Raw genomic sequence first — 25,979 nt, forward strand, 5'->3', positions numbered from 1 at the left:
CTTAGCCGTGCGGACGGGTCACGCGCGGACGGTGGCGGCCCAGTCGAGCCAGAGGCGGACGCGGGCTTCGGGATGGGGTGCCGTCATGAAATCGGTGATGACGGCGATGCTGTCGGCACCGGCCGCACGCACGGGGCCTGCGCGCTCGGGCGTTATGCCGCCGATGGCCACGAGCGGCAACGTGCCGATGCGCTTGCGCCAGATGCCGATGCGCTCCAGACCCTGCGGGGCCCATTTCATGACCTTGAGCTTGGTCTCGTAGATGGGACCGAGCGCGACATAAGCCGGATCAGCCTCTAGTGCGATCTCCAACTCGTGCTCGCTGTGGGTCGAGACGCCGAGCGCGATGCCCGCACGGTGGATGGCCTTGAGATCGGCGCGGGCCAGGTCCTCCTGGCCGAGATGGATCTCGGTGGCGCCGAGGTCGATGGCCTCCTCCCAGTAGTCGTTCACGATCAGGCGGCAGCCCGCGGCCTTCGCGACAGGGATCGACGCGCGGATCTCCTCGCGCACCTCGCCGGGCTCCAGGTCCTTCACGCGGAGCTGCACGGTGCGCACGCCGAGCGGTGCGATGCGCTCGAGCCAAGCGGCGCTGGGAACGATCGGGTAGAAGACATCGGGGGCAGGATGGGCGGTCATGGGAGGCTCATCGGCGGGTGCCGCCGGAGTGTGGCGGCTCGAAATCGAAAAACGGCGTGCCGGCGACCGGGGTCGAGGGCTGCGCGCGGTCGCTGGGCTCGATCAGGCCGGATTCGAACGCCGCGCGGCCGGCGTCTATGGCATTCGCGAAGGCGGCGGCCATGGTGACCGGGTCCTGCGCCTTGGCGACGGCCGTGTTCAAGAGCACGGCGTCGTAGCCCATTTCCATGGCAGCGGCGGCATGGGAGGGCGCGCCGATGCCCGCGTCGATGACGAGGGGCAGGTCTGGGAAGTAGGCGCGCATGGTCTTGAGCGCCAAGGGGTTGGACAGCCCGCGGCCGGTGCCGATGGGCGAGCCCCAGGGCATCAGTACGCGGCATCCGGCGGCCACGAGGCGCTCTGCGGCGGAGAGGTCCTCCGTGGTGTAGGGGAACACCTTGAAGCCGCGCTTCACGAGCTCGGTGGCGGCTTCGACGAGGCCGAACAGATCGGGCTGGAGCGTGTCGTCGTTCGCGATCACCTCGAGCTTGACCCAATCGGTCTCCAGAAGCTCGCGCGCCATCTCGGCGGTGGTGATGGCCTCCTTCGGCGTACGGCAGCCCGCCGTGTTCGGAAGCAGATGCACGGGGAGCGCGCGGATGAGATCCAGGAAGCGCTCGCCGCTGCGCCCGCGTGCCTGCTCGCGGCGCAGCGACACCGTGACGATGCCGGCGCGGGCGGCGCGAACCGCCTCGCTCATGACCTGCGGCGAGGGATAGAGCGCGGTGCCGAGCAGAAGGCGGGAGGACACCTGCACGCCATAGAAGGAAAGGGGCGTTGAGGTGGCGCCCGCCATGGCGCGGCGCAGAGGTTCTGTCTGGTTCATGGCTCAGCCGCCTTGACGGACCGAGAGGATCTCGATGCGATCGCCGTTGCGAAGGGGGGCGCTCTCGCGCAGCCGCGCGGCGACGAAATCTCCGTTTACGGCGGTGGCGACCTTGACGTCGCCGAAGCCCTGCTCCGCCACGAGGTCGGCCAGCGTCTCGGCGGCGGTGGAGAGCGGGCGGCCGTTGAGCGTGACCTCGCGCAGCCGGTCCGCGGCCGCGATAGCTCCTCGATCGTCTGGTTTATGGGCGTTCAAATCTTGTCTTTCAGGTTCGTAAATAACATCCGGGCCGCTAGCATCGGCCCCCGGCGCGGGCCTGTCAATTAACGTGACTTTATCAGTGATTTGACAGGCTTGCGGGGTTTCCCAAGCGTATTTCAGTGACGTCGGCGCCCGAGAGGCCATGCAACTGGTCTTAAACCGTTTTTCAGGTTCGCCATAAAGGGCCGTGGTTTGACCATGATCAGGCCCCTAGTGGATGTTCGGATCGCGGCGTCACGGCCTTGGTGCTCATTCGTTTTCACGTCCCCCGGCTCGACGGCCCACCCGTGACTGATCGAGCCGGACGTGCTCTAGGTTCGGCCTCATTCGTTTCTCGAACGGCCTTTACGGCCGTTTACAGGATCTCTCCCCATGTTCACTGCGCTGATTACAAGCCGCCGCTTCGCACCGCTGTTCTGGTGTCAGTTCCTGTCGGCGCTCAACGACAACTTCGTCAAGAACGCGCTGGTGATCCTGATCCTGTTCCAGCTCGGTTCGCAATCGGGCGGTGCGTTGGTGGCGCTGGCGGGTGCAGTGCTGGTCGCGCCGTTCTTCATTCTGTCAGGGATCGGCGGCGAGCTCGCGGACCGCTATGACAAGGCTGTCGTCGCCGAGAAGCTCAAGCGCGCGGAAATTCCGGTCGCGATCATCGCGGCCGTCGGCTTTGTCACGCACTCGGTTCCTGTGCTGTTCGTCGCACTTGGTCTTTATGGCGTGATCGCTGCGCTGTTCGGTCCCATCAAGTACGGCATTCTTCCGGCTCTGCTCGAGCCCCGCGAATTGCCCGCCGGCAACGCGTTCGTTGAAAGCGCCACCTTCGCCGCCATCCTGATCGGCACCATCGGCGGCGGCCTCGCGGCATCCGATGCCAACGGCGTGTGGGTGCTCGCGGGGCTGGTCGTCGGTCTCGCCGCGCTGTGCTGGTTCTCCGCTTCGCTCATTCCGAAGACAGGAGCCGCCGCACCGGGGCTCGCCATCGATTTCAATCCCTGGACCTCGACCATGACGCTCATCCGCCATCTGCGCGGGGACCGTCGTCTGTGGGTCGGCGGCTTGATCACGGCCTGGTTCTGGCTCGTGGGCACGGTGGTGCTGTCGCTGCTACCGGTGCTGATCAAGGACGCGCTTGGTGGCGGGGAAAGCGTCACTATCCTGGCGCTCGTGATCTTCACAATCGGCATCGCGGTCGGCTCGGGTCTTGCGGCGCGGGCCAGCAAGACACGCCCCAATCTCGCGCTGGTGCCGATCGGCGCCTTGTTGATGGGCGCGTTCTCGCTCGATCTCGCGCTGACGGTCTCGGGGCTCGTGAAATCGCCGGAAGTGCTGACGGTCGGCACGTTGCTCAAGAGCGTGTCCGGCTGGCGCGTTCTCGTCGATCTCGCCGGTCTCGCGGTCGCGGGCGGCCTCTTCATCGTTCCCTCGTTCGCCGCGGTGCAGCTCTGGGCGCCCGTCGCGGAGCGCGCGCGCACCATCGGCGCGTGCAACGTGATGTCGGCGCTGTTCATGACCGCCGGCAGCCTCGGTGTCGCGCTCTTGCAGTGGCAGGGGGCGAGCCTCGGTCTGCTGCTCGTGCTGCTCGGCGCCGGCAATCTCGTGGCCATGGCGCTCATCCTGCGTGCGTGGGGCAAGCAGGGCGTGCAGGACGTAGGCGCGTTCCTGTTCAAGACGTTCATGGGGCTCGAGGTGAAGGGCTATGAAAACCTCCCGCCAGAGGGCACGCGCACCATCATCGCGCCGAACCACGTGAGCCTGCTCGACGCGCCGATCATGCACTCGATCCTGCCTTCGCACGCGGCTTTCGCCATCGATACGGGCATGGCGCAGAAGAGCTGGATCAAGCCGTTCCTCAAGCTCGTCAAGGCGCACGCCATCGATCCCACCAAGCCGCTCGGCACGCGCCATCTCATCCAGGCCGTGAAGGCGGGCGAGACGCTCGTCATTTTTCCCGAAGGGCGCCTGACCGTGACTGGCGGCCTGATGAAGGTCTATGACGGCACGGCGATGATCGCCGACAAAGCGGACGCGGTGATCGTGCCGGTGCGCATCGACGGGCCGGAGCGCTCCTATTTCGGCTATCTCAACCGCTTCCAGGCGCGCAAGTCGCTGTTCCCGAAGACGACGGTCACCATCCTTCCGCCCGTGAAGCTCGCGGTGCCCGAAGGCCTCAAGGGCAAGGCGCGGCGGCAGGCCGCCGGCATGGCGCTGCAGGATCTGATGGTGGATACGGCCGTGCGGACCGCCAATCTCGATCAGACGCTGTTCTCCGCGCTCGTCGAAGCGAAGGCGACGCGCGACACGGGCAAGCCCGCGATCGAGGATCCGCTCGGGACGCAGCTCAGCTATGGCAAGCTTATCCTCGGCGCGCAGGTGCTCGGCGCCAAGCTCGCGCCGCTCGCGCCGGAAGGTGCGGCGGTCGGCGTGATGCTGCCGAACTCGGCAGGCGTCGCCGTCACGTTCTTCGCGCTTCAGACCATCGGCCGCGTTCCCGCCATGCTGAACTTCACGGCGGGCCCGAACAACATCGAGGCGGCGTGCACGGCCGCCAAGGTCGACGTCGTGCTAACGTCGCGCACGTTCGTCGAGAAGGCGCATCTCGAAGCGGTGGTGGCGAAGCTCTCGGAGCAGCGCAAGATCGTCTACCTGGAGGACGTGAAGGCCAGCATCTCGTTCTCAGACAAGATGCGCGGTCTTCTCCTAGGCTCGCGTCCGCAGGTCGTGCGCAAGGCCAACGATCCGGCCGCTATCCTGTTCACGTCCGGCTCGGAAGGACTGCCGAAGGGCGTGGTTCTCTCGCACCGGAACATGCTGGCGAACGCCATGCAAAGCCTCACGCGTGTTGCCGTGAACGGGCAGGACAAGGTGTTCAACGTGCTGCCGGTGTTCCATTCGTTCGGCCTCACGGCCGGGCTCGTGATGCCGCTAGTGGGCGGTGTGCCGGTCTATCTCTATCCGACGCCGCTGCACTATCGCATCGTGCCGGAGCTGGTGTACGGCTCCAACGCCACCATCCTGTTCGGCACGGACACGTTCCTCAACGGGTACGCGCGCTCTGCGCATCCGTACGATTTCGCACGCGTGCGGTTGATCCTTGCTGGTGCGGAAGCCGTGAAGGAGCGCACGCGGCAGATCTACATGGAGAAGTTCGGCGTTCGCATTCTCGAGGGCTATGGCGTGACGGAGACGGCGCCGGTGCTCGCGATCAACACGCCGCTTGCGAACAAGTCCGGCACCGTCGGCCGCCTTTCGCCGCTGATGGAAGCCCGCCTGGAGGCGGTTCCCGGCATCGAAGGCGCGGGGCGCCTCTACGTGCGCGGCCCCAACGTCATGCTCGGCTACATGCGGGCCGAGAACCCGGGCGTGCTGGAGCCGCCGGCGGACGGCTGGCACGACACGGGCGATATCGTCGCTATCGATGAGCACGGCTTCATCTCGATCAAGGGCCGCGCGAAGCGTTTCGCCAAGATCGCGGGCGAGATGGTCTCGCTGTCGGCGGTGGAAGCCTTGGCGACCGAGCTTTGGCCCGCCGTAACGAGCGTGGTGGTTGCGCTGCCGGATGCGCGCAAAGGCGAGCGCCTGGTGTTGATGACCACCGACACTTCAGCCACGCGCGATGCTTTCGGCCGCTACGCGCGCCAGAAAGGCGCCAACGAGCTGATGGTGCCTGCGGACATTCTGGTGGTGCCGGGCATTCCGCTTCTCGGCAGCGGCAAGCCGGACTACGTGGCCGCGCTTCAGCTCGCCAAGGAGAAAATGGCGAGCGCGCCGCGCAGGGCGGAAGCGCTGGTGCCGGAACCACAGCTCGGGCCGGGCGGTCCGATGCCTGCAGTGTAGCCGGCTTTTTCTAGCCGTTACGTATCCGGACACCGACCTTTGGCGGTGTGACGTCTCGGGAGACGGTGTGTTCGCCCAAGTATGACGTCACCCCGACAGTGGTCGGGGTCCAGATGAATGGAAAATCGTGTTCGACTACCGGCGCTCCTTGTCGCGCTGCCAGTAGAGGAAGAAGGTGGTCACCAGCGCGGTGAGGATGATGGTGCCGATGATGTCGCTGCGCTTGATGAAGGCGAGCCAGACGTCGACGCCGGCCAGCGTGCCGCCGCGGCCAACCAGGAAGCCGTTGATCATCATCACGAACAGAACCACGCCTGCGGTGAGAAGCGCAGCCGAGGCCACCTGAAGCGATCTCTTCATAACGCGGGGCATCGCCACCTTATGGCGGCCGACGGCGAACTGAGTACGGTCAGACATGGCGGGCTCCCTGCTGTCAAATCTGCGATCGTGCCGATCGGGCTGCTGCGACATGCGGTCGAAACTCGAAGCGAATCAATCCTGTGACCAAGATAATCCGCGAAGGCCGGGACGCAACGCTCCCGGTGAGCATAAGACGGCCTACTTGCGCAGCCTGACGCCGACGCGAACCTCGTCGGTGTCATAGTCACTGTTCACCTGATTTGAGGCATAGCTGAGGTGCTGATAGCGCGCGAATAGCACCAATTCGGGGCTCGCATAGTATTCGGCGCCCAGGAACGAGGTGAGCGCGCTCTCTTTTATGGGGGAAGCGTCGTAGTCGTAGTGCGTGTAGCTGAGGCCAGCGGACGCGATGAGATAACGGCGCATGGCATGGCGCGCTTCGAGGCCCACGGTTTGTGAGACGACGCCGCCCGAGTCCGGCGTGGTCGTGTCGTAGATATCGCTGCGGGCGGTGAGCAGGAACGAGGTGATCTCCGTGGGACGCCACGCGAGATTGGCGTCGAACAGGAAAGCATCCACCGCGTCAAGGCGGTGGTCGTTCGGCGTCTGCCGTCCATAGCCGACACTCACCTCGCCGCGCAGGATCGCGCCGGTCGAGCCGAAGTCGAGACCGACGCGGGTACGCGTTCCGTCCGAGTCGCGCGGGATGCCGTCGCTCGGCGCGGCTTTCTTGTCGCGCTGGTTCAGCTCCTGCTCCGCAAACACGGAGAATGTGGGCTTGAACTGCCAGCTTCCGCGCACGGCCTGCTGGGTTTCGAGGGTATCGCGGTCCGCGTTGCTCTGGCCGTCGGTCTCGGAGTAGGTCGTGTCTGCGACCGATCCCCTGAGCTGGACCGACAGGCGGTTGAAGCGGTGGTTCAGCGAGAGCTGGGCCTGATCCGTCGTCACGTTGGCGCGGTTGCCGATCTGGTTGGCGTCGATCGCCGAGCGAGACTCCTGGCTCCGGTTGTGAGCGGCCAAAGCCTGGATGTTGGTTCGGCGCGTGATGTCGAGGCGTCCGCGCGCTTCGACGCCCCAGGCGCGATCGTCCTCGCTCGGGAAATCGTCGTGGAAGCTCGTGAGGCTCGTGCCCTTCAGCTCGAGGGCGTGTGTCGACCAGTTCGAGACGAGGCGCGAGGTGCTCTGGATCACGGCTGCGATGTCGGATCGCGCGTCAGGCGAGCTCAGCACGTTGTTGGTCGAGAGCCCTGCGATCTCGGTTTCGGGAAAGAACACGAAGCTCCCGACGCGGATGCCGATCGGATCATAAGGCTCGAAGCGTGCGAGCCGCGCGGGACGGCGGTCCGTCTCGATGGGATCAGTGTCCTCGATCTGGAACAAGAGCGGATCGTGGCCGGCAGGCGGGTTCTCGAAGACCTCGATGTCCTCCGGAGGGCGCGTGTCGCGGGTGGGATCTGCGCCATCCTCGAAGGGCTGCGGCTCGCTGAGATCGACAATGCCATCGGCGGTCGCGGCGCCGTCGGCAGGTATCACGCCGTCCCCGTTGGCAACGCCATCCGAGGGCGCCTGCTCGCCTCCGTCCTGGTCGTTAGACGAATCCACCTCGCGTGCCTCGTCGCTCTGCTCGGAGGCTTCGCCGTCCGCGAAGCTATCGGGCACCGCACCGCGCAAGCGCTTGGGCGGCGTTTCGTAAGCCGTCGCGGGGTCGCTCGCGGCGGGCTTCTGCGTGCGCGTTGCGCCTTGCGCCGCGCCGTCACGTGAGGAGGTGGAAAGGGTGGGGCGTTGTGCGCCCGTCTCAGCCGATTGCGCGCGGGCGCCGGGGGCATGAAAGACCGCAGCCGCGAGCGTTGCCGCCGCGAAGCCGAAAAGCATCAAGCCAAGCCGCCAGACCACTGCCACAGTGGCGCCCTCATGAGGAAAGAACCGCACGCGAACGCACACTGATGACCGGCGGCATCCGAGAAATCGGATGCCGTTCAAATCGACAGTAGGGAGGGGTGGTTAAGGAGCGTTTAAGGATTGCACCGGCTCCCTCCCGAAGCGGGAGGGGAGCGGCAACTCAGGCGGGCTCGACGATGAAGACCGTGCCGTGAGAGCCGGTGATGCGCACGCGCGCACCCTTCTCCGCGTCGGCGCCGGAGGCGGGCCAGAGCGTATCGCCGACGCGGACGCGTCCGCGCCCGCTAGTGATCGCATCCTCCACCACCACAATGCGGCCCACATACTGGGCACCGCGATCGTTGAGATCCTTCTCGTCGCTTTCGACGTTCTGGGCGTTCGCGAAGCGGCGCACCCAGAACACGGTTGCGACGGAAATCACGGCGAACAGCACGAGCTGCCAAGGCAGGCTCAGCGCCTCACCGAGCCCCGATGCCGTGAGCGCGAACACAAGAATGCCGACGACGACGGCTGCGAGGCCGAACCATAGGAAATGCACGCCGGGGACCAGCGTCTCGAGCGCCATCAGCAGAACGCCGGCGATGAACCAGTTCCAGGGACCGAGGCCGGTGACGAGATCGACGATCATGAGCGAAACCCCGAGGTTGCTGCGTGCGGCCGATCTCTTTCAGGCGGCCGCACTCCAATGGCATTGCAATCATGCCACAGAAGCGGAGCCGATTGAATCGGCTCCGCGGTCGTCCTTAGCGGGACGAGGGGACACTGGTTCCGCCGCGAGGCGCAGGGGCCGGAGCGGCGCCGGAGGATGCGCCCTGGCCTCCGAAGGCTTCGCCCGTGATTTGGGCGAGACCCGCCAGCGAGCCGATGACCGACGAGGCTTCGAGCGGCATCAGGATCACCTTCTGGTTCGGTGCCTTGGCGAGGGATTCAAGGGCCTTCACGTAGTTGTTGGCGACGAAGTAGTTGATGGCCTGCACGTTGCCGGATGCGATGGCGCTCGACACGAGCTCCGTCGCCTTGGCTTCGGCTTCGGCGGCGCGCTCGCGGGCCTCGGCGTCCTTGAAGGCGGCTTCGCGGCGGCCTTCGGCTTCGAGCACGACGGCCTGCTTCTCGCCCTCGGCCTTCAGAATGGCGGCGGCGCGGAGGCCCTCGCTTTCGAGAATCTGCGCGCGCTTCTCGCGTTCGGCCTTCATCTGGCGGGCCATGGCATCGATCAGGTCACGCGGGGGCGCGATGTCCTTGATCTCGATGCGCGTGACCTTCACGCCCCAGGCTTCCGTCGCGGCGTCGACCACGTGCAGCAGCTTGGCGTTGATCTGGTCGCGGTTGGAGAGCAGCTCGTCCAGGTCCATGGAGCCCATGACGGTGCGGATGTTCGTCATCGTGAGGTTGACGATGGCGTTCTCGAGGTTGTCCACCTCGTAGGCCGACTTGGCGGCATTCAGCACCTGGAAGAACGCGACGCCATCCACGCGCACCATGGCGTTGTCGCGGGTGATGACGTCCTGGCTCGGAATGTCGATCACCTGCTCCTTGACGTTCACGTGGTGGCCGACACGCTCGACGACGGGCACGAGGAAGTGCAGGCCAGGGTGAAGCGTGCGCGTAAAGCGGCCGAAGCTCTCGACCGTATAGTGGAAGCCCTGCGGCACCACCTTGACGGTCGACCACAGCACTGCCGCCGCCAATACGATGAGAAGGAGGCCAAAGACCTCGAATCCGCCGCCATACATCTCAAGTGTCCTTTCCCGCGATCAATCTGTCTGCTGAGACATACCGCCCTGATATTACCAATCTATGGGCGTTTCAGGGCGGCGTCTGCCGACGGGTAAATTGATCCTTACTGCTCCCGGCTTCTGTCTCGCCGGGAACAGGCGGGCACGGACGATCAGAGCCAGCCGGACAGCTCGCGCCGCACGACGGCCTCGATCACGTCGATGCCTTCCTCGCTGTCGTTGAGGGCGGGGAGATAGGCGAACTTCTCGCCGCCGCCGCCCTCGAAGATGTGGCGGTTCTCGCCATCGAGCTCTTCCAGCGTCTCGAGGCAATCGGCGGAGAAGCCGGGCGCGACGAGGGCCAGACGCTTGATGCCTTCACTTGCGAGGCGCTCGACGGTCTTGTCGGTGTAGGGCTGCAGCCACGGATCGTTGCCGAAGCGCGACTGGAAGGTCGTGAGCCAGCGGTCTTTCGGCCAGCCCAGCGCCTCGCGCAGAAGACGCGACGTCTTCTGGCACTGGCAGTGATAGGGATCGCCCTGGGCGAAGTATTTTTCCGGCATGCCGTGGAAGGTGGCGATGATGCGCTCGGGCTCGAAGTCGAGCTTGGCGAGGCTTGCCTTCATCGAGCGGGCGAGGCTCGCGATGTACACCGGATCGTCGTGATAGGCGGGCGCCAGGCGAACGGCCGGCTGGTTGCGCAGCTTCATCAGCGCGCGAAACGCCTGGTCGGCCGCCGTCGCCGTGGTCGCGGCGGCGTACTGCGGATAGAGGGGCACGAGAAGGATGCGGTCGCAGCCCGCCTCGACGAGAGCGTTGATGCGGCTCTCCGTGGTGGGGTTGGCGTAGCGCATGGCCCAGTCGACGATGACGCGGGGATTGGCGAGGCGCTGGTTGAGCTTCTCGGCCTGGCCGCGCGTGATCGTCTTCAGCGGGCCTTCATCCCGCTCATTGTTCCAGATGGTCGCATAGTCCTTGCCCTTTCGGCCGGGGCGGACCGTGAGGATGATGAGATTGAGGATCGGCCACCACTTCCACCTCGGCTCCTCGATCACGCGCTCGTCGGAGAGGAACTCCTTGAGGTAGCGGCGCATGGACCAGTAGTCCGTGCCGTCCGGCGTGCCGAGGTTGAGGAGAAGAACGCCGATACGGCCGTGCTGGACATTTGGATGGTCCTTGGGCCAGTGGCTGCGGTCGGGCTCGAACGTGCTTTGCGATTGTGGCGGCATCCCCGCGTGGTGCTCCCGCTTCGGTGTCTAACGGGTCTGTTTTACGCGGTTCTCAGGGAATTGGATGCGTCTTTTTGCTCCGGGATGGCACGGCGCCGGCGGCGTCTCGTCAGGCGCGGGCAGACGAGGCCGCGGGCAGGAGCTCGGCGGCCTCGCCTTTGGCGGCGAGGGCGGCATCCTGACGGCTTTTTGCGGTGGCAGCGTCCCATACGGACGTGATCCAGCGCCCATGGGCTTTGGCGCTCGCCGCAAAAATGAGCTGGGTGCGAGGCTTGGCGGCCAGGCGTAGCGCCTGCTGGCGCTCGGCGATGAGGGCTTCGGCCTCGCGTGCATCGTCGTCGGCAAGCGCGTTGCCGGACAAGCTCGCGACCTTGAGCTTCAGGATGGCGAGATCATGGTCGTCTCCCAGGATTTGGGAAAGCTCGCGGGCGGCCGCGATGCGGGCCTCGAAAAGGGCCGGCCACGCGCGGGAGAGAAGCGCCATGTGCCGCCAGTGCGCCTGCACGCATTTGCGCAACTCGTGGAAGGCTTCGTCGCTGCCGTCGGCGTAGGCGGTTTCGAGCCATTTGAGGCCGCGCTTGTAGCTGCGCGTCAGCCCCTTCACCAAGGTCGCGAAGTCGTCGGGCGCGATGCGGAGATTGCGAAAGCGCTTTGCGGCGCGCTCGAGTGCGGCGCTCGCCTCGTTCATGCTCTCGCGGCTTGCGTTCGTGTCCGCTGCAAGGCTGGGATCGAGCACTGCTGCTCTGAGGCGTGCGAGCGCGGGGGCGGCATGTTCCGGTGTTTCGGTTTCGAGCTTCAGGATCGTTTGCAGCACCACGTGCTGGTCGCGGGCGGGTGCCATCAGCGCGGCGATGGACCGGAAGCGTGCGTTCTCCGCGCGGAACGTCCGGTCGCCCAGGCCCTCGCGGCCGAGCCTCAGCAAGGCGCGGATGCGCTTGATGCATTTGCGCGCTTCATGGACCTCCGTCGCCGCGTCGGCGTTCGCGGCCAACTGCGTGCGGGCGCGCTGGATCTGCTCCAGCCCTATGCGGCGAAAATCCTTCTCGATGGGCTCGTCCAGCTTGAAACGGAAGGCCATGTGCGCGCGCAGATTGCTGCCGGGAAAAATTGGCTATTCCCGAATAATAGCCGGTCTTGTTGACAATTTTCTACTGATGGCGCGCAACTCGGTAAGCGCGCTTCAACCACCGATGCGGACGATGGAGATGCAACCGGTGGCGGGCTCCGGTTGCCTGGTGGAGTCCGCGGCCGGGAGGGCCTGCTGCGGGAGATCGGATTCGATCCGGTGGGATGGGCACGCGGATTTCGGCCCAGTATCGGCCGCGGCTGGGCCAATTAACCTTCCTCCGACGAGCGTTGCCTCGCCCGCTCCGCGTTTTGCTTCGCGCCAGGCTTCGAGCTCCTGCCGGGCGGGGCAGGGAGCCGTGGCGTCGGTAGTGCAAGAGGCGGGCAGGGCGACGGAGGCGAGCCACAGCGTGCGCCCGCGATCGACAAGACGAACGGCGGTTGCCGTGGCGGTCTGCTCGCTCGTCCGGGATTGATCGAGGGCCGCTGGATCGTCCAGGCGGAGCGCGTGGGCGCGGGCGGTGACGCGCAGCGTCTGCTTCGCCTTCACCGCGATGGCTGTCGCGGCGGGAAGATCGATGCGCTCGGTCTCGGTCGCTTCTGGGTCGCCGGGCGAGATGATGCTGCGCGAGACGATGAGCCGCCAGGTGCGTGGCGGGAAGAGGCGCCGCAAGGGGGCTGCTGCCTTCACGCCCTGAATGAGGACCGCGTCGCTTTCGGCGAGGGCCGCGAACGGCGTATAGGCGGTCACGGGTTTGACCTCGGGCTCATTCTGCCGCTCGGAGCCGAACGATGTGCGCCAGGCGGCACGCGAGGATTCGGGTGCTTTGACAGGGGCGAGGTCGGAGGCGTCCGCCAGATCGAGGATGGCGATGGTGAGGGGGCCGGGGTTGCCCCGGCGCGAGACCTCGGCCGCGTGGCCCGGCCGGGCGGCAAGCAGCGCGGCGACGATGAGGCTCGCGAGGACGGTACACGCGGCCGCGAAAGCGTGGCCGTGGCGCTTTTTCGAGAGCAGGCGTCTCAATGGCCGTGGCACGCGGCATCCCCTGTCGAAGCCGACCGGTCATCGGTCGAGAGCGGTGCTACATTTCGTCTGATTCTGTAGCTATCCTCCGACGAGTCCTCCAAACAGGCAAGGTTGCTCGAACCCCATGCTCGCCGTTCCCGAGAGAGAGCCGTCCGCAAGCCGTTGGGCAAGCCGCGCTGCGTTGTTCTCGTTCGGCCTGATCGTCACGACCGCTTTTCTCCATCGCGTGTTCGGCATGGCGACGCCCGTGGCCTTCAACCTGGTCATGGTCGCGCTCGGCATTGCCGTGTTCTCGATCGCGTCGGCGTTGGCCGCGGCTTTCATGATCTGGCAGACGGGGCGGCCGGGCACCGCGCGCGTGCTGTTCGCAGTCTGCTTCAGCCTCGCCATTCTGACGGCGCCGCTTCTGTTCGTCGTCTGGGTGCGCGACTATCCGCAGATTTTCGACGTCACCACGGATTTCGATCGTCCGCCGGAATTTACGGCCGTTACGCAACTCAGAACGCCCGGCAGCAACTCCGTCGCCTACGACCGGCGCCATTCGGCCGAAACGCAGGCGCACGCCTATCCCGATATCAAGCCGATGACGATCGGCCGTTCGAGTGAGGAGGTCTATGCGCTCGTGGTCGATGCCGTGAAGCGCCTCAAGATGGAACTCGTGCGCGAGGATGCACCCGACCTCGATGCGGGCACTCCCGGGATGGTGGAAGCGGTGGATCGCACGCTGATCATGGGCTTCTATGACGACGTCGCGATCCGGGTTTCCGGCGACGGCGAGACTTCACGCGTGGACATCCGCTCCGCCTCCCGTTTCGGGTCCGGCGACATGGGCCGCAACGCGGAGCGCGTGCGGGAGCTGATCAAGGAGATCCAGGCGCGCGTGGATGCCACGATGCCCTCCGCGCAGGAAGGGCGCGAACAGGCCAAGCAGCGCAAGGGCGCTAAGCCGGAGAGAGATGGCGGTCCCAAGTCGGAGACCCGTCGCAAGTCACGAGCCCGCGAGCAATGAGGTGCTCCACGTGGGCCTGCACGGAAAGTGCGGCGGCGCGGGTGAGCTTCTGGTCGATGGTGGGGTAGACGACTGGCACGATGCTCTCGATGGTGCCTGCGCCTTCGCGGATCGCTTCCAGGATCGACTCCTCGCGCCAGCGGCGATGCAGCAGGTAGGCTTTGACGACGCGTTGCGGCTCGTCCAGCTTGCCGCCGTGAGCCGGCAGATAGAGGCTTTCCGGACGCTCGAGCAGCCGCTGCAGAGATTTGACGTAGTCGCTCATGGAGCCTTCCGGCGGCGCGACGAGTGTGGTGTTCCAGGCCATCACGTGGTCGCCCGAGAAGATGATGCCGCGGCCGTGAAGCGCGAAGCAGAGGTGATCGGGAGCGTGGCCAGGCGTGTGGATGGCTTCGATCCGCCATTCCTTCTCGTTGATCATGTCGCCGTGGGCGAGCTTCACGTCGGGCGTGAAAACATAGTCGATGAACTCGGCGCCCTGCGGATTGACGGAGGGACCTTCGGCGGCGATCAGATCGCGTCCCAGCCCCATGATCGGCGCGCCGGTCGCGGCCTGCAGGGCGGCCGCGCCGTCCACGTGATCGCGATGGGCGTGCGTAACCAGGATCTGGCGGATGGGACGGCCGGCCGCCGCTTTCAGAATGGCAGCCAGATGAGTGTCGTCGAGCGGACCCGGGTCGATGATCGCGAGCTCGGTCATGCCGACCAGATAGGTGTTCGTGCCCTTGAAGGTTAACGGGCTCGGATTGTTGGCGACGACACGCACGATCCCAGGGCTCACCGGCGCGGGCTCGCCATACGCGAAATTCATGGTCGTCTTGAATGACAGCTCGTGCGACATCGGCGTCCGGAGGTTGCTCAAGCGGCCGACGTTAGTCGATCCCGGGCGTGCCGCAAAGGCGGCGCCCGGTCGCTTGCTTATTTCCGGGCGCCGTTTCGCAGATCAGGGATTGAGCTGGTATGTGTGCGCCAGCCAGCTGTACGCCGTGTTTCCGCGCCGCTCGATGTAGCCGACGGAGGGGAACGGCATATGATAGCCGATGACGGGAATGCGCTCCGTCGCGAGCATGTCGTAGACGCGCTTGCGGGTCTTTGCGGCCTGTTCTTTGTCGCCGTCGAAAACACAGTGCCAGCCGGGCTCGGCCAGTGACGCCACCTGATGGTGGGCGCAATCGCCCCAGAAATAGATGGCCTGTCCTTCGCTCTCGATGTGGAAGTTCAGGTGGCCGGGCGTATGGCCGTAGGCTTCGACGGCGCGGATACCCGACACGACGTCGTCACCGGGCTTCAGGAACGTGAATTTGCCGGCGATCGCCTTGGTGTTCGTGCGGAACACGGCTGCGAATTTTTCGAGATCGCCCGTGTGCTTTCCTTCCGGGGCCCAGAAGTCGTACTCGACCTGGCCGATGACATACCGCGCATTCGGAAAAAGCGGCTTGCCGCCTTCGATGAGGCCGCCAACGTGATCGGGGTGGCCGTGGCTCAACACCACCACGTCGATGTCCTCGGGCTTGAAGCCCGCGGGCGCGAGGCCGGCTGCGAGCCAGCCGCCGTTGGGGCGAGGCACGAAGCCGTTCTCGCCGTTTCCGGTGTCGAACAGCACGACCTCGCGGCCGGTATTGATGAGGGTGGGCGTAAAGCCGGGCTGATAGCGCCCTTCGGGCAGCAGGTTCTCCCGCATCAGCTTGCGGACGTCGGCTTCGTTGGCGTTGGCGCCGATGATGGGATAAGGGCCGTCGATGAAGACCTCGCTGTCCGCGATCACGGTCATCTCGAAACCGCCCACTTTGTAGCGCCAGTGCCTCGGCTGCCACGGACCGAGCTTGCCGGCCTTTGCACCGGCGGGCGAGAGCACGGCGTCGAGCCCCAAGGGCGCGGCGGCGAGGAGAGCCGCGGAGCCCAGCATTTGCCTGCGGCTCGGGCGGAAATCTGCGATGGACATTGAGGTCGTCTCTCCGAATTGCTATGCGCGATCGGGAGAGGCTAGCGATCGGGGACCCCAGGCGCTTGTACGAACGTGCTGTGACAGCTTCCGGTGCTTTCCTTCCGATCTGGCATCTGGATCGGGGCCGCGGGCTGTTCGTGGGACCGCTCACCTACAATGCGCCGCATGCCCATAGCGTGCCGGTCTATCTCGCCGGTCTCTACGAAGCGTTCGGACTGCGGGTCGCTGGCGGCGCATGGATACGCTGCCGGACGGCAGTCGTGCCGGCGGGGGTCTCCTACGAGCTCGATGTGGGCGGCTCGCCCATCGCGGTGCTCTATCTCGAACCGAACGAGGCGGGAGCTCATGCGCTCGCTCCGCTGGTGCGTGGGGCCTGCGACGAGCGGGGCGCGCTGATCGGTGATGATGGCGAGATCGCACTCCTCCGCGATCTCTACGAAACATCGTCGGGGGCGGGAGCCGTCGGCGACGCGCTCGACAGTCTCATCGCGTTCTCGAAGCCGCGCGCCAAGCGCCCGCTCGATGGACGCGTCGCGCGTGCCGTCGTGCTGCTGTCCGAGCGCGCACAGGACGCGATGCCCGCCGCCGACGTGGCGCGCAGCGTCGGGCTCTCGTCCTCCCGGTTCCAGCATCTCTTCGCCGAGGAGGTTGGTGTGCCGTTCCGGCGTTTCCGTGTGTGGCAGAGGCTGCGTGCGGCGATCGGCGAGATCGTGGCTGGCAGCACCTTCACGGAAGCCGCCCATGCGGCGGGTTTCGCGGATCAAGCGCACTTTGCGCGGCAATTCCGCCTGACGTTCGGCGCGCCGGCGTCTCCGAGCTTGCGGAAGGTGCGCCGCGCGTCCTAGCCGCGTGCGGCGCTGGCCTTCTCCAGAACGGCTGCGATGCGCAGGCAATGGTGCTCATGCCACGGCTTGGCGATCACCTGAATGCCGTAGGGAAGCTCATCGCTCTCGCGCACGGGAACGGCTGCCACGGGCAGGCCTACGAACGAGATCGGCTGCGTGTAGATCCCCATGTTGGCGCGCAGCGGCACCTCGCGGCCTCCGAGCACGATGGTCTTCTGGCCGAGCTTCGGCGCGCGGCATGGCGCGGAGGGGGCGAGGATGATGTCGTAGCGTTCGAACAGCTCCGCCATCGTGCTCTCGAAAATGCGGCGGAAGCGCTGGGCCGAGACGTACCAGGAGGCCGGAATCAGAGCGCCCGCGATGAAGCGGTCGCGGGTGTCGGGATCGAAATCCGCGGGACGCTTGCGGAGGCGCTCGAGGTGCAGGGCGCTTCCTTCCGCATTGGTGATGAGGAATGCGGCGGCGCGCGCCTCGGCCACCTGGGGGATGTCGATCTCGTCGACCGCGCCGACGGTTTTCGCCGCCCAATCGAGCGCGGCCAGCGCACCGGGCTCGGCATCGTTACGGAAATAGCCGCCCGCAACGGCGATGCGCAAGCCGTCTCCGCCCTTCGCGATCTCGGGCGACGTCTTCTGCACCGGGCGGCGTGCACACACCGGATCGGACGCATCGTGACCCTGCAGCGCATCGTAGGTGAGTGCGAGATCCTCGACCGATCGCGCGAACGGTCCCAGATGATCGAGGCTGTCGCAGAAAGGGAAGGTTCCGGTGCGCGGCAGGCGGCCGTAGGTGGGTTTCAACCCATAGAGGCCGCAGAAGGCGGCTGGCACGCGGATGGAGCCGTTGGTGTCGGAGCCGAGAGACACGGGCACGAAGCCCGCCGCGACCGCCGCCGCCGAGCCGCCTGACGATCCTCCGGTCATGCGGGTGGGATCGAGCGGATTGCGGGAGGGGCCATAGTGGGCGTTCTCGCCCGTGAAGTCGTAGGCGTACTCGCCCATGTTGAGGGCGCCGAGAAGCACGGCGCCTGCGGCTTTCATGCGCGAAACGAGCAGCGCGTCTGCATGTGCCGGCGGATCGGCGGCGTTGATCTTCGATCCTGCGCGGGTGGCAAGTCCGGTCACGCCGTAGAGGTTCTTGACGGCATAGGGGACGCCGGCGAGCGGTCCCAGCGCCGCGCCCGCAGCGCGAGCGCGGTCCACCGCCTTCGCTTCCTCGAGAGCGCGCTCGGCGGTGATGTCGGTGAAGGCGCCGATCGCTCCATCCTGCTCCGCCACGCGATCGAGCGCGGCGCGGGTGATCTCCTCTGCCGAGGTTTCTCCGCGCAAGACGGCGTTCGCGATCGTGCGGGCTGAGGCAAAGCTGTGCAAAGTGCTCATTCCGATGATCTTGGCGTGAAGACGGGGGCGGCTTCGGCGGCCGTGACCGCGTTCGTGCTCTCGATCATGCGGGCCATGCCGCGTGCAACCTCAAAGAACATTTGCACGTTGGGCTTCCATTCGGGCGCGATGGTGAGCCCCAGATTGGCTGCGGCCTTGTCGATCAAGTCCGCGGTATCGTCGGTTGCCATGGGGTGTCTTGTGATCCTCGGGCAGAAATCCTTATCTTTCATGCACGGTAATGGTGTGTGGATAGTCTGGCAAAGGCGAAGTTGGGTCACGGGACTGTGGGAGAACGCCCCTATGGTCCCAATCGCCGCTTGCCCCTCGGGCGAAGGAGAACGCAATGAGCTGGCAGCCTTGTGACGATCCGAAGCCTGGCGACGCGGCTTCTTGCGATGCGATCGAGCATATCGTGGTGCCGCGGGTGCGCGATCTCGGCGGCTTCGAGGTGCGTCGCGCGCTTCCCGCCGCCGCAAAGCAGATGGTGGGGCCGTTCATCTTCTTCGACCAGATGGGCCCGGCCGAGTTTCTGATCGGGACCGGCATCGACGTTCGTCCGCATCCTCATATCGGTCTCGCCACAGTGACCTATCTGTTCGACGGCGAGATCATGCATCGTGACAGCCTCGGCACGGAGTTGCCGATCCGCCCAGGCGAGCTCAATCTGATGTCGGCGGGGCGCGGCATCGTGCATTCGGAGCGTGCGAGCCCTGAAGAGCGGGCCAAGGGGCCGCGGCTGTTCGGCATCCAGGCGTGGGCCGCGCTGCCGAAATCGCACGAGGAAGGCGAGCCGACGTTCGCGCACTACGACGCGCCGTCCCTGCCGCGCATCTCGGGCGAGGGCAAGACAGTGCGGCTCATCATGGGCTCGCTCTATGGCGCGCAGTCGCCTGCCGAGTTTCCCCAGCCCTGCTTCTACGCGGAAGCGACACTGGCGCCGGGCGCGGTGCTCCCGCTCGATGCCGACTACGACGAGCGTGCGGTCTACGTGGTTTCGGGCGAGATCGACGTGGCGGGGCAGCAGTTCGGGGCGGGACGGCTCCTGGTGTTCCGGCCGGGCGACCGGATCTCGATCCTCGCGACCTCGATGGCGCGCCTGATGCTGGTCGGCGGCGAGCCGATGGATGGGCCGCGCCATATCTGGTGGAATTTCGTCTCCTCCTCCAAAGACCGGATCGATGCGGCAAAAGCAGACTGGAAAGCTCGGCGTTTCGCCCCGGTTCCGACGGACGGACAAGAGTTTATCCCGCTGCCGGAGTAATTTGAGTGCTGGCTTTTCATGCAAGGAGTCACAAGAAGCCAGTATGCGTGAAGCGCGATAGGCGCTACCAATACAGTCACCCCCAAGTTCAGCAATAAAGCCGGAGAAGCTCATGTCACAAAACCCGTTCGAAATCCCTCAACAGATGCGCGATCTGGCTGAGAAGAACGTCGACCAGGCCCGGGCGGCCTATGGTCAGTTCATGGATGCCATGACCCAGGCGATGAGCTTCTGGACGAAATCGCTGCCGGCCAACGACGTTTCCAGTGGTTTCCGCGTCGTGCAGGACCGCGCGACGAAGTTCGCCAAGCAGAACGCCGAAGCCGCTTTCGCGCTCGCGAGCGACCTCGCCAGCGCCAAGGACATTCAGGAGGTGCTCGCGCACCAGAGCCGTTTCGCCCAGGCGCAGATGCAGGCTTACGCACTGCAGGCGCAGGAACTCGGCCGTCTGGTCGGCGAGGCCATGCAGGGTCTGCAGAAGAAGTAGTCGGCTTCCCGCGTTACGTTCGGCCGGGTGGCGTCAGGCCGCCCGGCTTTTTCGTTACGGCTCGTCTGTGAGAAGTGGGTGCCCGTGAAGGGCGCGTCGCCGGATTCGTCCCGTGCGACTAGGGACACTGGTCGGAGCGGGGAGATTCGAACTCCCGACCCCTTGCTCCCGAAGCAAGTGCGCTACCAGGCTGCGCTACGCTCCGCCCGACCGTGTGTCCTAGACCGATGCGCGCCAACCCTGGGGGTTCGCGGTGCGTCTGCCTAAACTCATGAAGTAGAGCGTGTTTCGTGGCTTTGATTGGTGCAATCAAAACCCAACGTGCTCTAGACGTCGCATGAGGGTTGCGCCTCGTCAGCCCGGGTGGGTGGCGAAGCGCGAGGCGGCTTTATAGCGACACGTCCCCCGGAGGGCAAGCTGATCCCGCATGTGATTTTCCACTCTCCGAGGATTGCCGTCGCGCGGCGGTGTCACTATGGTGCGGCGCCCAGCTCCCGGCCTATGATGCCGAAGGCTGCCGGATAATGGGACGTAGCCAAGTGGTAAGGCAGCGGATTTTGATTCCGCCATTCGGAGGTTCGAACCCTCCCGTCCCAGCCATCTCCAAATGCCCAGGTTGAAGCCGATTTCACGCTGTTTTCTGGCGGATTCGGCACGTGGATCGCGTTTCTAAGGATTGTGCTCGGGATAGAGCGGATCGATGAGGCCGATGTTCTCCATGTCGGCCACGATCATCAGGAATCGGCTCCGCGTCAGCGGCCCGAGTTCCGTCCAGGGGCGATAGCGATCGTTGCCGTAGAGGGCACGCATTTCTTCGTAGACCTGCTCAGCGAGTTCCTTGCGCGGCACAGCTTTCATCCGGCTATCGGCCTTGTGTGTCTGCAACTTCGGCGTATGTGCCATTGGAGGCACCTGTTTTGGTGAAACTCCGACCCTATAGCGAGGGGGGCAGACGGGGGCTTTGACCGTGCGCAAAGGTCGCGCTTCACACCCGGCGAGGGCGGCGAAAATGGCGCAATTCCTGATTTGGAAAATCAGATTTATGGAGCCCGCTTACCAGACGCCGCGGGTGAGGCCGGTGGCGAGGTATCCCCAGAGCGTCGGCGGAAACCACTTCTGGCTCGGCAGATCGACCCGCCGGGGGGTGAGGCGCCCGGCAAGGGCATCCTCGATGGCGCGGACGAAAAGGGGCAGGGCGGTCGCGGCCTGGACGTACTGGTAGGTGGCGATGGTATCGCCGGGATCGAAAGTGACCTGCGCCTGATAGAGCACGGCGCCGGTGTCCACCCCTTCGTCGACGAGATGGATGGTCACGCCCGCATTTCCGGCGTCTCCCGTGGCGAGTGCCCAGTAGCCGGGATCCTGGCCGCGGTACTTCGGGGTGATGCCCGCGTGGTAGTTGATGAACGGGGCATCGACGGCCTGGAGTGTCGCCCGCTTCAGCAGGCGGGTTCCGTAGACGGCGACCACGGCGGGGGCGAGTTTCGTCAATAGATCGCGGCACGCGTCGGAGTTGACGGAAGGCACGCTATGCAGCGTCACCGCGGGATTGTCGGGGCTCGCGTCGAGGCGATGGGTCTCGAGAACGTGCTGGTATCGGGCCTTGCGCTTCGGATCGAGGCGAAGGGCGAAGCTCAGGGCGACCTGGCCCGCCGCGCGGACGGGGCCGAGCAGGCGGATGCGTCTGCGGAGGATCTCGCCTTTGCTTTCCGGCTGCTCGGAAATCACGGTCAGGGGGCCGAGGCGGGCTGCGAGTCCGTTGACGACGATCCGGCTCAGCGCGCCTTGGGCGGTGAGCACCACGATGCGAGGCGGCTTGGAATCGGGCTCGGCGTGGCTGACCATGTGTGACGCGGGGTGTTCCCTGTTTCCACTCCGGCTGGGGAGCGCTCGGCACAGCATGGCGGGAGCGGCCTAACTTTCAGTGAACTCAGGGCCTCTTGCAGGGCTGACGGCCATGCTAAGGCAGCGCGAACGCTCGCTCGGAGCGGGGAGGGATGCATGACGACGGTGCTCATTCACGGGGTTCCAGACACGGCGCGGGTGTGGAACCGTCTTTTGCCGCTGCTCCCGGACGAGCACGTCGTTGCCCTCGATCTTCCCGGCTTCGGGTGTGGCTGGCCTGCTGGGTTCGAGCCGACCAAGGAGCGCTATCTTGCCTGGATCATCGACGCGCTCGAGGCAATTCCAGGTCCGCTCGACGTGGTTGCGCACGACTGGGGCTCCATCCTGATGTTGCGTGTGCTGACGCTGCGGCCGGATCTGATCCGAAGCTGGGCCGGGGGCGGGGCGCCCTTTTCCGCGGATTACGCGTGGCATCCGACTGCGCGGCTCTGGCAGACGCCGGGCGCGGGAGAAAAAGCGATGGACCGGCTTACGCCCGATATCGCCGTGGACATGCTGCGCCGGGCGGGCCTTCCGGAAACCGACGCGCGGGTGACGGCGGCCAACATCGACCCGCGCATGAAAGAGTCGATCCTCGGTCTCTACCGGTCGGGCCGGGACGTGTTCGCGACGTGGGGGCCAGAGCTTGCCGGCCTCCGGGATCGCGTGCCAGGTCTCGTACTGTGGGGCGAGACGGATCCCTACGCGGAGCCTCGGTTTGCCGAGCGCATCGGCGAGGCAACGGGCGCGCGTGTCGCGTGCTTTGAGGGGTGCGGGCACTGGTGGCAGGTGGAGCGGCCGGAGGAGACTGCGGCGGCAATCGTTTCGTTCCGGCAGGCGGCCGGATTGTCATAGACGGGGGCGTGGTTAACGGCGCCGTGGCCGCTTGGGCTTCATGATCGCCCGCGTCAGCCGCTCCGGCACCGGCTCATCCAGTATCCCGTTGAACGCCTTCGAAAGAAGGACGCGGGTGACGCGGTAGATCTCGTACTTGTGCCGCACGGCATCGTCCTGCCGGATCGCCTCGCGCACATGCTCCTCGACGGAGGGCTCCAATTCGCCGTCCGCCAAGGCCATGATCAACTCGTCTCTTACCGATACGATCATAACTGCTCCCGTCACCGGAGCACGCCTCCGGCGTGCCGGATGCGCTGCGCCTTCGCGCCGCTCTCCGTATTCCAACGGAGCAAGCCCGGGCGTTCCGTCGCCTTCTTTTCGAGGCGCCAGCAAGCATGAGAGGGGGTGGCTCTCGTTTGATCGCGGAAAACGTGCGAAGCTGAAACTTCGGGCGTTTCATCGAGGTATGAGTTCCATGGCTAAGAAGTCTGGCAAAGGCCGTAAGCTCGGAAAGAACGAGAAGCTCGATCTCATTCTGGCGGAGATCGGGAATCTCAAGGCCGAAATCAGGTCGCTCGGCAAACAGCAGGCCGCACCACAGTCCGGCCGCGCCGGAAAGCCTGCGGCCGCAAAGGCGAGCAGCAAGCCTGCCAAGGGCAAGCCTCCTGCCGCGAAGGCACCGGCCCGCAAGCCGCAGGCCGCACCTAAGCGTCCGGTGCTCGTGGCCGCCGCCGAGACAAACCCGGCCGCCCCTCGCGCAGCCGCGCAATCCTGAGGCGGGTTCGCCGAGGAGATACGATCAGGCCGCGAGGCCAACCGTCTTGCGCCGTTCGCTTCTCGCGATGCGCCGCCACGTCATGAAGGGGCGTATTTCCGTCGGCTGACCGTCTGCGAGCCGCACCAGGGGCCACGTGCCCGGCTCGCACGCGATCACCTGCGCACTGATCCACCGCTCCACCACATCTTCGCCCGCACCGGTGGCACGCCACAGGCGGTATTTGATTTCGAGGACGTCGCCTGTTTCGAGATCTTCGAAGGTGGCTGACATTTTGCCGCTCCCGGTTTGTGATTCCGTCGGTCGGGGCGGAGCATAGTGGCGTATCTTCTCAGTTTTTTGGCGTCTTCGGGACAGCGTCGCAGCGTGCATCAAGCCCGCCGTTGCTGGAGTTCGGGGTTATGCTCCCGGTTCTCGCAAGGCTTTTGTGGTGCTAATAAGCGAGGACGTTGCCGCAATTGTGGGAGTGGGGTCATCATGCGTACCGGCAATTCCGAGACGGAAGCAGGAGCACTTGACGACGTTCCCTCCGAAATCGAATCCGTGGCCGTCGCACGCGTGATCGTCGAGACCAGCGAAGCCGAGCGGATCGAGTTGCTGCACAGGCTGCGCAGGTCGTTCAAGCTTTCGCGCACGGTGCGTGGTCTCAATCGTCTTCTCGATCGTCCCGCACATCGTCCTCTCGGCCGTGAGGCGCTGCGCCGGCTCGGCCTCGAGTTCGCCGGCTGAGCCCGCGCGATCCGCCTTCGCGGAAGGCAAGTCTGCCTGCTGTCATCCGCCCGTCATTCAAGTGACGGACAAGGGCCCTCCATCGCGACTTGGAGGGGACATGGCCACTTATTTTGCCCGCATGCTGGACGGCGAGACGAACGGTGAGGGCTCGTATGCCTTCGAAGGTCCGGACAACCTGATGGGCCAGACGGCCGACGAGATCGTCAGCGTCTTTTTCGAGCATGTCGAGCGCGAGGTGCTCAAGACGCACGCGGATTGGGAAGTCAACGGCGTGATGAAGAACAAGGAGCGGGGCATCGTGACGGCCATCGGCTCCCTCATCCCCGAGAAGGATGACCGGCCGCTGCCGTTCCTTCTCCTGATCAGCGATCACAGCACTGCGCACGCCTGAGGGTTGGGTTCTCTGCGCATCCGGTGAAGCCAGCATTGCTTATCAGCAAATCGGCGCTTGCAGGCTGCGGACTGTCGGCATGCTGAGAGCGCTCTCTATTATTTCGGATATATGACAGGCGTGCGCGGCGAAATGGCGCCGCAGATGAAGGGCATAGATCGTTGACGGCCTCGCGTCCGGCACGGTTAGATCGCTCAGTCCTTTGATTGTCACTCGACGCTCTGGACACACTTCTCCCACGAACTTGAACAAGGGGGCGCTGCTGGCGTCCCCTTTTTTTGCGCGCTCGCACGCGAGCGTGTCGTTGCCCTGTCATCGGCCTGTAACGTGAATCCCCGAAAGCACGCGATGGAATGTCGGCGGTGACGAGGAGCTTGCGGGACCGTGATCGAATGGGCTGCCCTTGTGTTCTGCACGCTGGCGACGCTCGTCCATATCGCTTCGGCGGCGATGTCGCTCTGGCGCGTGAGACAACATGCTGCTCCCGCCCAACCGCCGCGCTCGCTTCCGCCGGTCTCGATCATTCGACCGGTTTGCGGGCTCGATCCTTATGACGAGCTGACGCTGCGCTCGACGTTCGAGCTCGCGCATCCCGATCTCGATCTCGTGTTCTGCTCGGCGCGGGAGCGCGATGCGGCCGTTCCGCTGGTGCGCCAGCTCATGGCCGAATACCCGCACGTCTCGGCCCGTCTGCTCATCGGCGACGACAAGAGCACGCCGAACCCGAAGCTCAACAACATCATCAAGGGCTGGGTCGCGACGCGCCATCGCTGGATCGTCATCGCGGACAGCAACGTGCTGATGCCGGCGGACTATGTGCATCAGCTCATGGCTGGGATGCGCTCAGATACGGGGCTCGTCTGCTCGCCGCCGATCGGCAGCCGTCCGTCCGGGTTCTGGTCTGAGGTCGAATGCGCGTTCCTCAACACGTATCAGGCGCGCTGGCAACTCGCGGCCGACACGGCCGGTTTCGGGTTCGCGCAAGGCAAATCGATGCTGTGGCGGAAGGACCTGCTGGACGCGGCGGGCGGCATCCGCGCGCTCGGCGTCGAGATCGCGGAGGATGCGGCGGCGACGAAAGTGGTGCGAGCGGAAGGACTCAGGGTCCGCCTCGTGGACGCGCCTTTCGAGCAGCCGCTCGGCCCGCGCAGCAAACAGCAGGTGCTCGACCGGCAGATCCGCTGGGCGAGGCTGCGCCGCGCGACGTTTCCGCTCTGCTACATGCCCGAGCTTCTGACAGGGAGCGTGCTGCCGGTGATATCGGCGGCGCTCGCTGCGCCGGTTCTGGAGATCGACAGCATCTCGGCGGCGGCGCTCATGGCCGCCCTTTGGTTCGGTGTGGAAGCACTGCTCGCGCGCGGAGCGGGCTGGCATGTGAGCGCCGTCTCTCCGGTCGCCTGGCTGGTGCGCGATCTCGTGCTGCCGCTGGTGTGGCTCAAGGGCTGGACTGGTGACGGCTTCACCTGGCGCGGCAACGACATGACGGTTGCCGAGCCGGAGCAGACACGCGCTTGAGGCTCGCTTCTCGGCCCCGGCAGAG

The 25,979-nt window shown here is 65.7% G+C and carries 28 protein-coding genes and 2 tRNA genes; 11 read left to right on the forward strand and 19 right to left on the reverse strand.

What is annotated here, in order from left to right:
* Nucleotides 1–18: 18 nt before the first annotated feature.
* Genes PE058_RS11825 through thiS form a run of 3 tightly spaced genes read right to left on the reverse strand, consistent with a single transcriptional unit; the run spans nucleotide 19 to nucleotide 1,759 of the window.
* Nucleotides 19–639, reverse strand: a complete 621-nt coding sequence (locus PE058_RS11825) for a thiamine phosphate synthase (RefSeq protein WP_271028476.1) — start codon at nucleotides 637–639, stop codon at nucleotides 19–21.
* A 7-nt stretch (nucleotides 640–646) separates the two neighbouring features.
* Nucleotides 647–1,504 carry a thiazole synthase gene (locus tag PE058_RS11830; RefSeq protein ID WP_020087749.1) on the reverse strand — a complete coding sequence of 286 codons (858 nt, stop codon included), beginning with the start codon at nucleotides 1,502–1,504 and terminating at the stop codon, nucleotides 647–649.
* Nucleotides 1,505–1,507: 3 nt separating this feature from the next.
* A complete protein-coding gene (thiS, locus tag PE058_RS11835) occupies nucleotides 1,508–1,759 on the reverse strand; it encodes a sulfur carrier protein ThiS (protein WP_271028477.1) in 252 nt (83 codons plus the stop codon).
* Between the two features lie 378 nt (nucleotides 1,760–2,137).
* Here thiS and PE058_RS11840 point away from each other — a divergent pair, with 378 nt between their 5' ends.
* Entirely contained in the window at nucleotides 2,138–5,596 is a 3,459-nt protein-coding gene (locus PE058_RS11840) for an acyl-[ACP]--phospholipid O-acyltransferase (protein ID WP_271028478.1), read from the forward strand.
* 135 nt (nucleotides 5,597–5,731) lie between these two features.
* On the opposite strand, the gene PE058_RS11845 is transcribed toward PE058_RS11840, so the two are convergent.
* The 7 genes from PE058_RS11845 to PE058_RS11875 form a co-directional block, all read right to left on the reverse strand.
* Entirely contained in the window at nucleotides 5,732–6,013 is a 282-nt protein-coding gene (locus PE058_RS11845) for a hypothetical protein (RefSeq protein ID WP_020087746.1), read from the reverse strand.
* A 141-nt stretch (nucleotides 6,014–6,154) separates the two neighbouring features.
* The gene (locus tag PE058_RS11850; protein ID WP_271028479.1) at nucleotides 6,155–7,828 is read right to left on the reverse strand and encodes an outer membrane beta-barrel protein; all 1,674 of its coding nucleotides are present in this window, start codon (nucleotides 7,826–7,828) and stop codon (nucleotides 6,155–6,157) included.
* Between the two features lie 187 nt (nucleotides 7,829–8,015).
* A complete protein-coding gene (locus PE058_RS11855) occupies nucleotides 8,016–8,483 on the reverse strand; it encodes an NfeD family protein (RefSeq protein WP_020087744.1) in 468 nt (155 codons plus the stop codon).
* 115 nt (nucleotides 8,484–8,598) lie between these two features.
* Complete coding sequence (locus PE058_RS11860) at nucleotides 8,599–9,588, reverse strand: SPFH domain-containing protein (RefSeq protein ID WP_020087743.1); 990 nt, start codon at nucleotides 9,586–9,588, stop codon at nucleotides 8,599–8,601.
* Between the two features lie 155 nt (nucleotides 9,589–9,743).
* The gene (hemH, locus tag PE058_RS11865; protein WP_020087742.1) at nucleotides 9,744–10,799 is read right to left on the reverse strand and encodes a ferrochelatase; all 1,056 of its coding nucleotides are present in this window, start codon (nucleotides 10,797–10,799) and stop codon (nucleotides 9,744–9,746) included.
* Nucleotides 10,800–10,908: 109 nt separating this feature from the next.
* The gene (locus PE058_RS11870) at nucleotides 10,909–11,877 is read right to left on the reverse strand and encodes a CHAD domain-containing protein (RefSeq protein WP_020087741.1); all 969 of its coding nucleotides are present in this window, start codon (nucleotides 11,875–11,877) and stop codon (nucleotides 10,909–10,911) included.
* 102 nt (nucleotides 11,878–11,979) lie between these two features.
* A complete protein-coding gene (locus PE058_RS11875) occupies nucleotides 11,980–12,900 on the reverse strand; it encodes a hypothetical protein (RefSeq protein ID WP_271028480.1) in 921 nt (306 codons plus the stop codon).
* Nucleotides 12,901–13,015: 115 nt separating this feature from the next.
* On the opposite strand from PE058_RS11875, the gene PE058_RS11880 reads away from it, so the two are divergent.
* Entirely contained in the window at nucleotides 13,016–13,900 is an 885-nt protein-coding gene (locus tag PE058_RS11880; RefSeq protein WP_020087739.1) for a DUF1499 domain-containing protein, read from the forward strand.
* On the opposite strand, the gene PE058_RS11885 is transcribed toward PE058_RS11880, so the two are convergent.
* Both PE058_RS11885 and PE058_RS11890 read right to left on the reverse strand, forming a co-directional pair.
* A complete protein-coding gene (locus PE058_RS11885) occupies nucleotides 13,833–14,711 on the reverse strand; it encodes an MBL fold metallo-hydrolase (protein ID WP_271028481.1) in 879 nt (292 codons plus the stop codon). The genes PE058_RS11880 and PE058_RS11885 overlap by 68 nt on opposite strands.
* A 132-nt stretch (nucleotides 14,712–14,843) precedes the next feature.
* A complete protein-coding gene (locus PE058_RS11890; protein WP_271028482.1) occupies nucleotides 14,844–15,842 on the reverse strand; it encodes an MBL fold metallo-hydrolase in 999 nt (332 codons plus the stop codon).
* An 80-nt stretch (nucleotides 15,843–15,922) separates the two neighbouring features.
* Here PE058_RS11890 and PE058_RS11895 point away from each other — a divergent pair, with 80 nt between their 5' ends.
* Nucleotides 15,923–16,690 carry a helix-turn-helix domain-containing protein gene (locus PE058_RS11895; protein WP_333780392.1) on the forward strand — a complete coding sequence of 256 codons (768 nt, stop codon included), beginning with the start codon at nucleotides 15,923–15,925 and terminating at the stop codon, nucleotides 16,688–16,690.
* Here the strand turns inward: PE058_RS11895 and PE058_RS11900 are convergent.
* The gene (locus tag PE058_RS11900) at nucleotides 16,687–18,069 is read right to left on the reverse strand and encodes an AtzE family amidohydrolase (RefSeq protein WP_271028484.1); all 1,383 of its coding nucleotides are present in this window, start codon (nucleotides 18,067–18,069) and stop codon (nucleotides 16,687–16,689) included. The genes PE058_RS11895 and PE058_RS11900 overlap by 4 nt on opposite strands.
* The gene (locus PE058_RS11905) at nucleotides 18,066–18,260 is read right to left on the reverse strand and encodes a DUF4089 domain-containing protein (RefSeq protein ID WP_020087734.1); all 195 of its coding nucleotides are present in this window, start codon (nucleotides 18,258–18,260) and stop codon (nucleotides 18,066–18,068) included. The genes PE058_RS11900 and PE058_RS11905 overlap by 4 nt, the downstream gene beginning before the upstream one ends.
* 155 nt (nucleotides 18,261–18,415) lie before the next feature.
* On the opposite strand from PE058_RS11905, the gene PE058_RS11910 reads away from it, so the two are divergent.
* Both PE058_RS11910 and PE058_RS11915 read left to right on the forward strand, forming a co-directional pair.
* Nucleotides 18,416–19,333, forward strand: coding sequence for a pirin family protein (locus tag PE058_RS11910; protein ID WP_020087733.1), 918 nt, complete (start codon nucleotides 18,416–18,418; stop codon nucleotides 19,331–19,333).
* A gap of 112 nt (nucleotides 19,334–19,445) precedes the next feature.
* A complete protein-coding gene (locus PE058_RS11915) occupies nucleotides 19,446–19,820 on the forward strand; it encodes a phasin family protein (protein WP_083929276.1) in 375 nt (124 codons plus the stop codon).
* 128 nt (nucleotides 19,821–19,948) lie between these two features.
* On the opposite strand, the gene PE058_RS11920 is transcribed toward PE058_RS11915, so the two are convergent.
* Nucleotides 19,949–20,025: transfer RNA gene (locus tag PE058_RS11920), tRNA-Pro, on the reverse strand.
* Between the two features lie 320 nt (nucleotides 20,026–20,345).
* On the opposite strand from PE058_RS11920, the gene PE058_RS11925 reads away from it, so the two are divergent.
* Nucleotides 20,346–20,420: transfer RNA gene (locus tag PE058_RS11925), tRNA-Gln, on the forward strand.
* 69 nt (nucleotides 20,421–20,489) lie between these two features.
* On the opposite strand, the gene PE058_RS11930 is transcribed toward PE058_RS11925, so the two are convergent.
* Nucleotides 20,490–20,723 carry a hypothetical protein gene (locus tag PE058_RS11930; RefSeq protein WP_020087731.1) on the reverse strand — a complete coding sequence of 78 codons (234 nt, stop codon included), beginning with the start codon at nucleotides 20,721–20,723 and terminating at the stop codon, nucleotides 20,490–20,492.
* Between the two features lie 150 nt (nucleotides 20,724–20,873).
* Nucleotides 20,874–21,665 carry a formyl transferase gene (locus tag PE058_RS11935; RefSeq protein WP_271028485.1) on the reverse strand — a complete coding sequence of 264 codons (792 nt, stop codon included), beginning with the start codon at nucleotides 21,663–21,665 and terminating at the stop codon, nucleotides 20,874–20,876.
* A 156-nt stretch (nucleotides 21,666–21,821) separates the two neighbouring features.
* Here PE058_RS11935 and PE058_RS11940 point away from each other — a divergent pair, with 156 nt between their 5' ends.
* Nucleotides 21,822–22,559, forward strand: a complete 738-nt coding sequence (locus PE058_RS11940) for an alpha/beta fold hydrolase (protein ID WP_271028486.1) — start codon at nucleotides 21,822–21,824, stop codon at nucleotides 22,557–22,559.
* Between the two features lie 12 nt (nucleotides 22,560–22,571).
* Here the strand turns inward: PE058_RS11940 and PE058_RS11945 are convergent, their stop codons facing one another.
* The gene (locus PE058_RS11945) at nucleotides 22,572–22,826 is read right to left on the reverse strand and encodes an anti-sigma factor family protein (protein ID WP_271028487.1); all 255 of its coding nucleotides are present in this window, start codon (nucleotides 22,824–22,826) and stop codon (nucleotides 22,572–22,574) included.
* Nucleotides 22,827–23,016: 190 nt separating this feature from the next.
* Here PE058_RS11945 and PE058_RS11950 point away from each other — a divergent pair, with 190 nt between their 5' ends.
* A complete protein-coding gene (locus PE058_RS11950) occupies nucleotides 23,017–23,316 on the forward strand; it encodes a hypothetical protein (RefSeq protein WP_271028488.1) in 300 nt (99 codons plus the stop codon).
* 24 nt (nucleotides 23,317–23,340) lie between these two features.
* Here PE058_RS11950 and PE058_RS11955 read toward each other — a convergent pair whose 3' ends face one another.
* A complete protein-coding gene (locus tag PE058_RS11955) occupies nucleotides 23,341–23,589 on the reverse strand; it encodes a hypothetical protein (protein ID WP_020087726.1) in 249 nt (82 codons plus the stop codon).
* A 204-nt stretch (nucleotides 23,590–23,793) separates the two neighbouring features.
* Between PE058_RS11955 and PE058_RS11960 the strand changes: the two genes are divergently transcribed.
* The 3 genes from PE058_RS11960 (at nucleotide 23,794) to PE058_RS11970 (ending at nucleotide 25,954) form a co-directional block, all read left to right on the forward strand.
* Entirely contained in the window at nucleotides 23,794–24,045 is a 252-nt protein-coding gene (locus PE058_RS11960; protein ID WP_271028489.1) for a hypothetical protein, read from the forward strand.
* Between the two features lie 100 nt (nucleotides 24,046–24,145).
* Complete coding sequence (locus PE058_RS11965) at nucleotides 24,146–24,439, forward strand: hypothetical protein (RefSeq protein ID WP_020087724.1); 294 nt, start codon at nucleotides 24,146–24,148, stop codon at nucleotides 24,437–24,439.
* Between the two features lie 384 nt (nucleotides 24,440–24,823).
* Nucleotides 24,824–25,954 (forward strand): ceramide glucosyltransferase, encoded by a 1,131-nt coding sequence (locus PE058_RS11970; RefSeq protein WP_271028490.1) that lies wholly within the window; start codon nucleotides 24,824–24,826, stop codon nucleotides 25,952–25,954.
* Nucleotides 25,955–25,979: the final 25 nt, after the last annotated feature.

Source organism: Hyphomicrobium sp. DMF-1, assembly GCF_027886585.1.
GTDB lineage: Bacteria > Pseudomonadota > Alphaproteobacteria > Rhizobiales > Hyphomicrobiaceae > Hyphomicrobium_C > Hyphomicrobium_C zavarzinii.

What these genes read in the sequence shown, in the direction of transcription:
- PE058_RS11950 (WP_271028488.1), top strand. Translation starts at nt 23,017, where the DNA reads ATGGCTAAGAAGTCTGGCAAAGGCCGTAAGCTCGGAAAGAACGAGAAG.
- PE058_RS11960 (WP_271028489.1), top strand. Translation starts at nt 23,794, where the DNA reads ATGCGTACCGGCAATTCCGAGACGGAAGCAGGAGCACTTGACGACGTT.
- PE058_RS11940 (WP_271028486.1), top strand. Translation starts at nt 21,822, where the DNA reads ATGACGACGGTGCTCATTCACGGGGTTCCAGACACGGCGCGGGTGTGG.
- PE058_RS11955 (WP_020087726.1), bottom strand. Translation starts at nt 23,589, where the DNA reads ATGTCAGCCACCTTCGAAGATCTCGAAACAGGCGACGTCCTCGAAATC.
- PE058_RS11830 (WP_020087749.1), bottom strand. Translation starts at nt 1,504, where the DNA reads ATGAACCAGACAGAACCTCTGCGCCGCGCCATGGCGGGCGCCACCTCA.
- PE058_RS11845 (WP_020087746.1), bottom strand. Translation starts at nt 6,013, where the DNA reads ATGTCTGACCGTACTCAGTTCGCCGTCGGCCGCCATAAGGTGGCGATG.
- PE058_RS11825 (WP_271028476.1), bottom strand. Translation starts at nt 639, where the DNA reads ATGACCGCCCATCCTGCCCCCGATGTCTTCTACCCGATCGTTCCCAGC.
- PE058_RS11870 (WP_020087741.1), bottom strand. Translation starts at nt 11,877, where the DNA reads ATGGCCTTCCGTTTCAAGCTGGACGAGCCCATCGAGAAGGATTTTCGC.
- PE058_RS11850 (WP_271028479.1), bottom strand. Translation starts at nt 7,828, where the DNA reads ATGCTTTTCGGCTTCGCGGCGGCAACGCTCGCGGCTGCGGTCTTTCAT.
- PE058_RS11965 (WP_020087724.1), top strand. Translation starts at nt 24,146, where the DNA reads ATGGCCACTTATTTTGCCCGCATGCTGGACGGCGAGACGAACGGTGAG.
- PE058_RS11910 (WP_020087733.1), top strand. Translation starts at nt 18,416, where the DNA reads ATGAGCTGGCAGCCTTGTGACGATCCGAAGCCTGGCGACGCGGCTTCT.
- hemH (WP_020087742.1), bottom strand. Translation starts at nt 10,799, where the DNA reads ATGCCGCCACAATCGCAAAGCACGTTCGAGCCCGACCGCAGCCACTGG.
- PE058_RS11930 (WP_020087731.1), bottom strand. Translation starts at nt 20,723, where the DNA reads ATGGCACATACGCCGAAGTTGCAGACACACAAGGCCGATAGCCGGATG.
- PE058_RS11935 (WP_271028485.1), bottom strand. Translation starts at nt 21,665, where the DNA reads ATGGTCAGCCACGCCGAGCCCGATTCCAAGCCGCCTCGCATCGTGGTG.
- PE058_RS11860 (WP_020087743.1), bottom strand. Translation starts at nt 9,588, where the DNA reads ATGTATGGCGGCGGATTCGAGGTCTTTGGCCTCCTTCTCATCGTATTG.
- PE058_RS11885 (WP_271028481.1), bottom strand. Translation starts at nt 14,711, where the DNA reads ATGAATTTCGCGTATGGCGAGCCCGCGCCGGTGAGCCCTGGGATCGTG.
- PE058_RS11905 (WP_020087734.1), bottom strand. Translation starts at nt 18,260, where the DNA reads ATGGCAACCGACGATACCGCGGACTTGATCGACAAGGCCGCAGCCAAT.
- PE058_RS11890 (WP_271028482.1), bottom strand. Translation starts at nt 15,842, where the DNA reads ATGTCCATCGCAGATTTCCGCCCGAGCCGCAGGCAAATGCTGGGCTCC.
- PE058_RS11915 (WP_083929276.1), top strand. Translation starts at nt 19,446, where the DNA reads ATGTCACAAAACCCGTTCGAAATCCCTCAACAGATGCGCGATCTGGCT.
- PE058_RS11840 (WP_271028478.1), top strand. Translation starts at nt 2,138, where the DNA reads ATGTTCACTGCGCTGATTACAAGCCGCCGCTTCGCACCGCTGTTCTGG.
- PE058_RS11900 (WP_271028484.1), bottom strand. Translation starts at nt 18,069, where the DNA reads ATGAGCACTTTGCACAGCTTTGCCTCAGCCCGCACGATCGCGAACGCC.
- PE058_RS11880 (WP_020087739.1), top strand. Translation starts at nt 13,016, where the DNA reads ATGCTCGCCGTTCCCGAGAGAGAGCCGTCCGCAAGCCGTTGGGCAAGC.
- PE058_RS11855 (WP_020087744.1), bottom strand. Translation starts at nt 8,483, where the DNA reads ATGATCGTCGATCTCGTCACCGGCCTCGGTCCCTGGAACTGGTTCATC.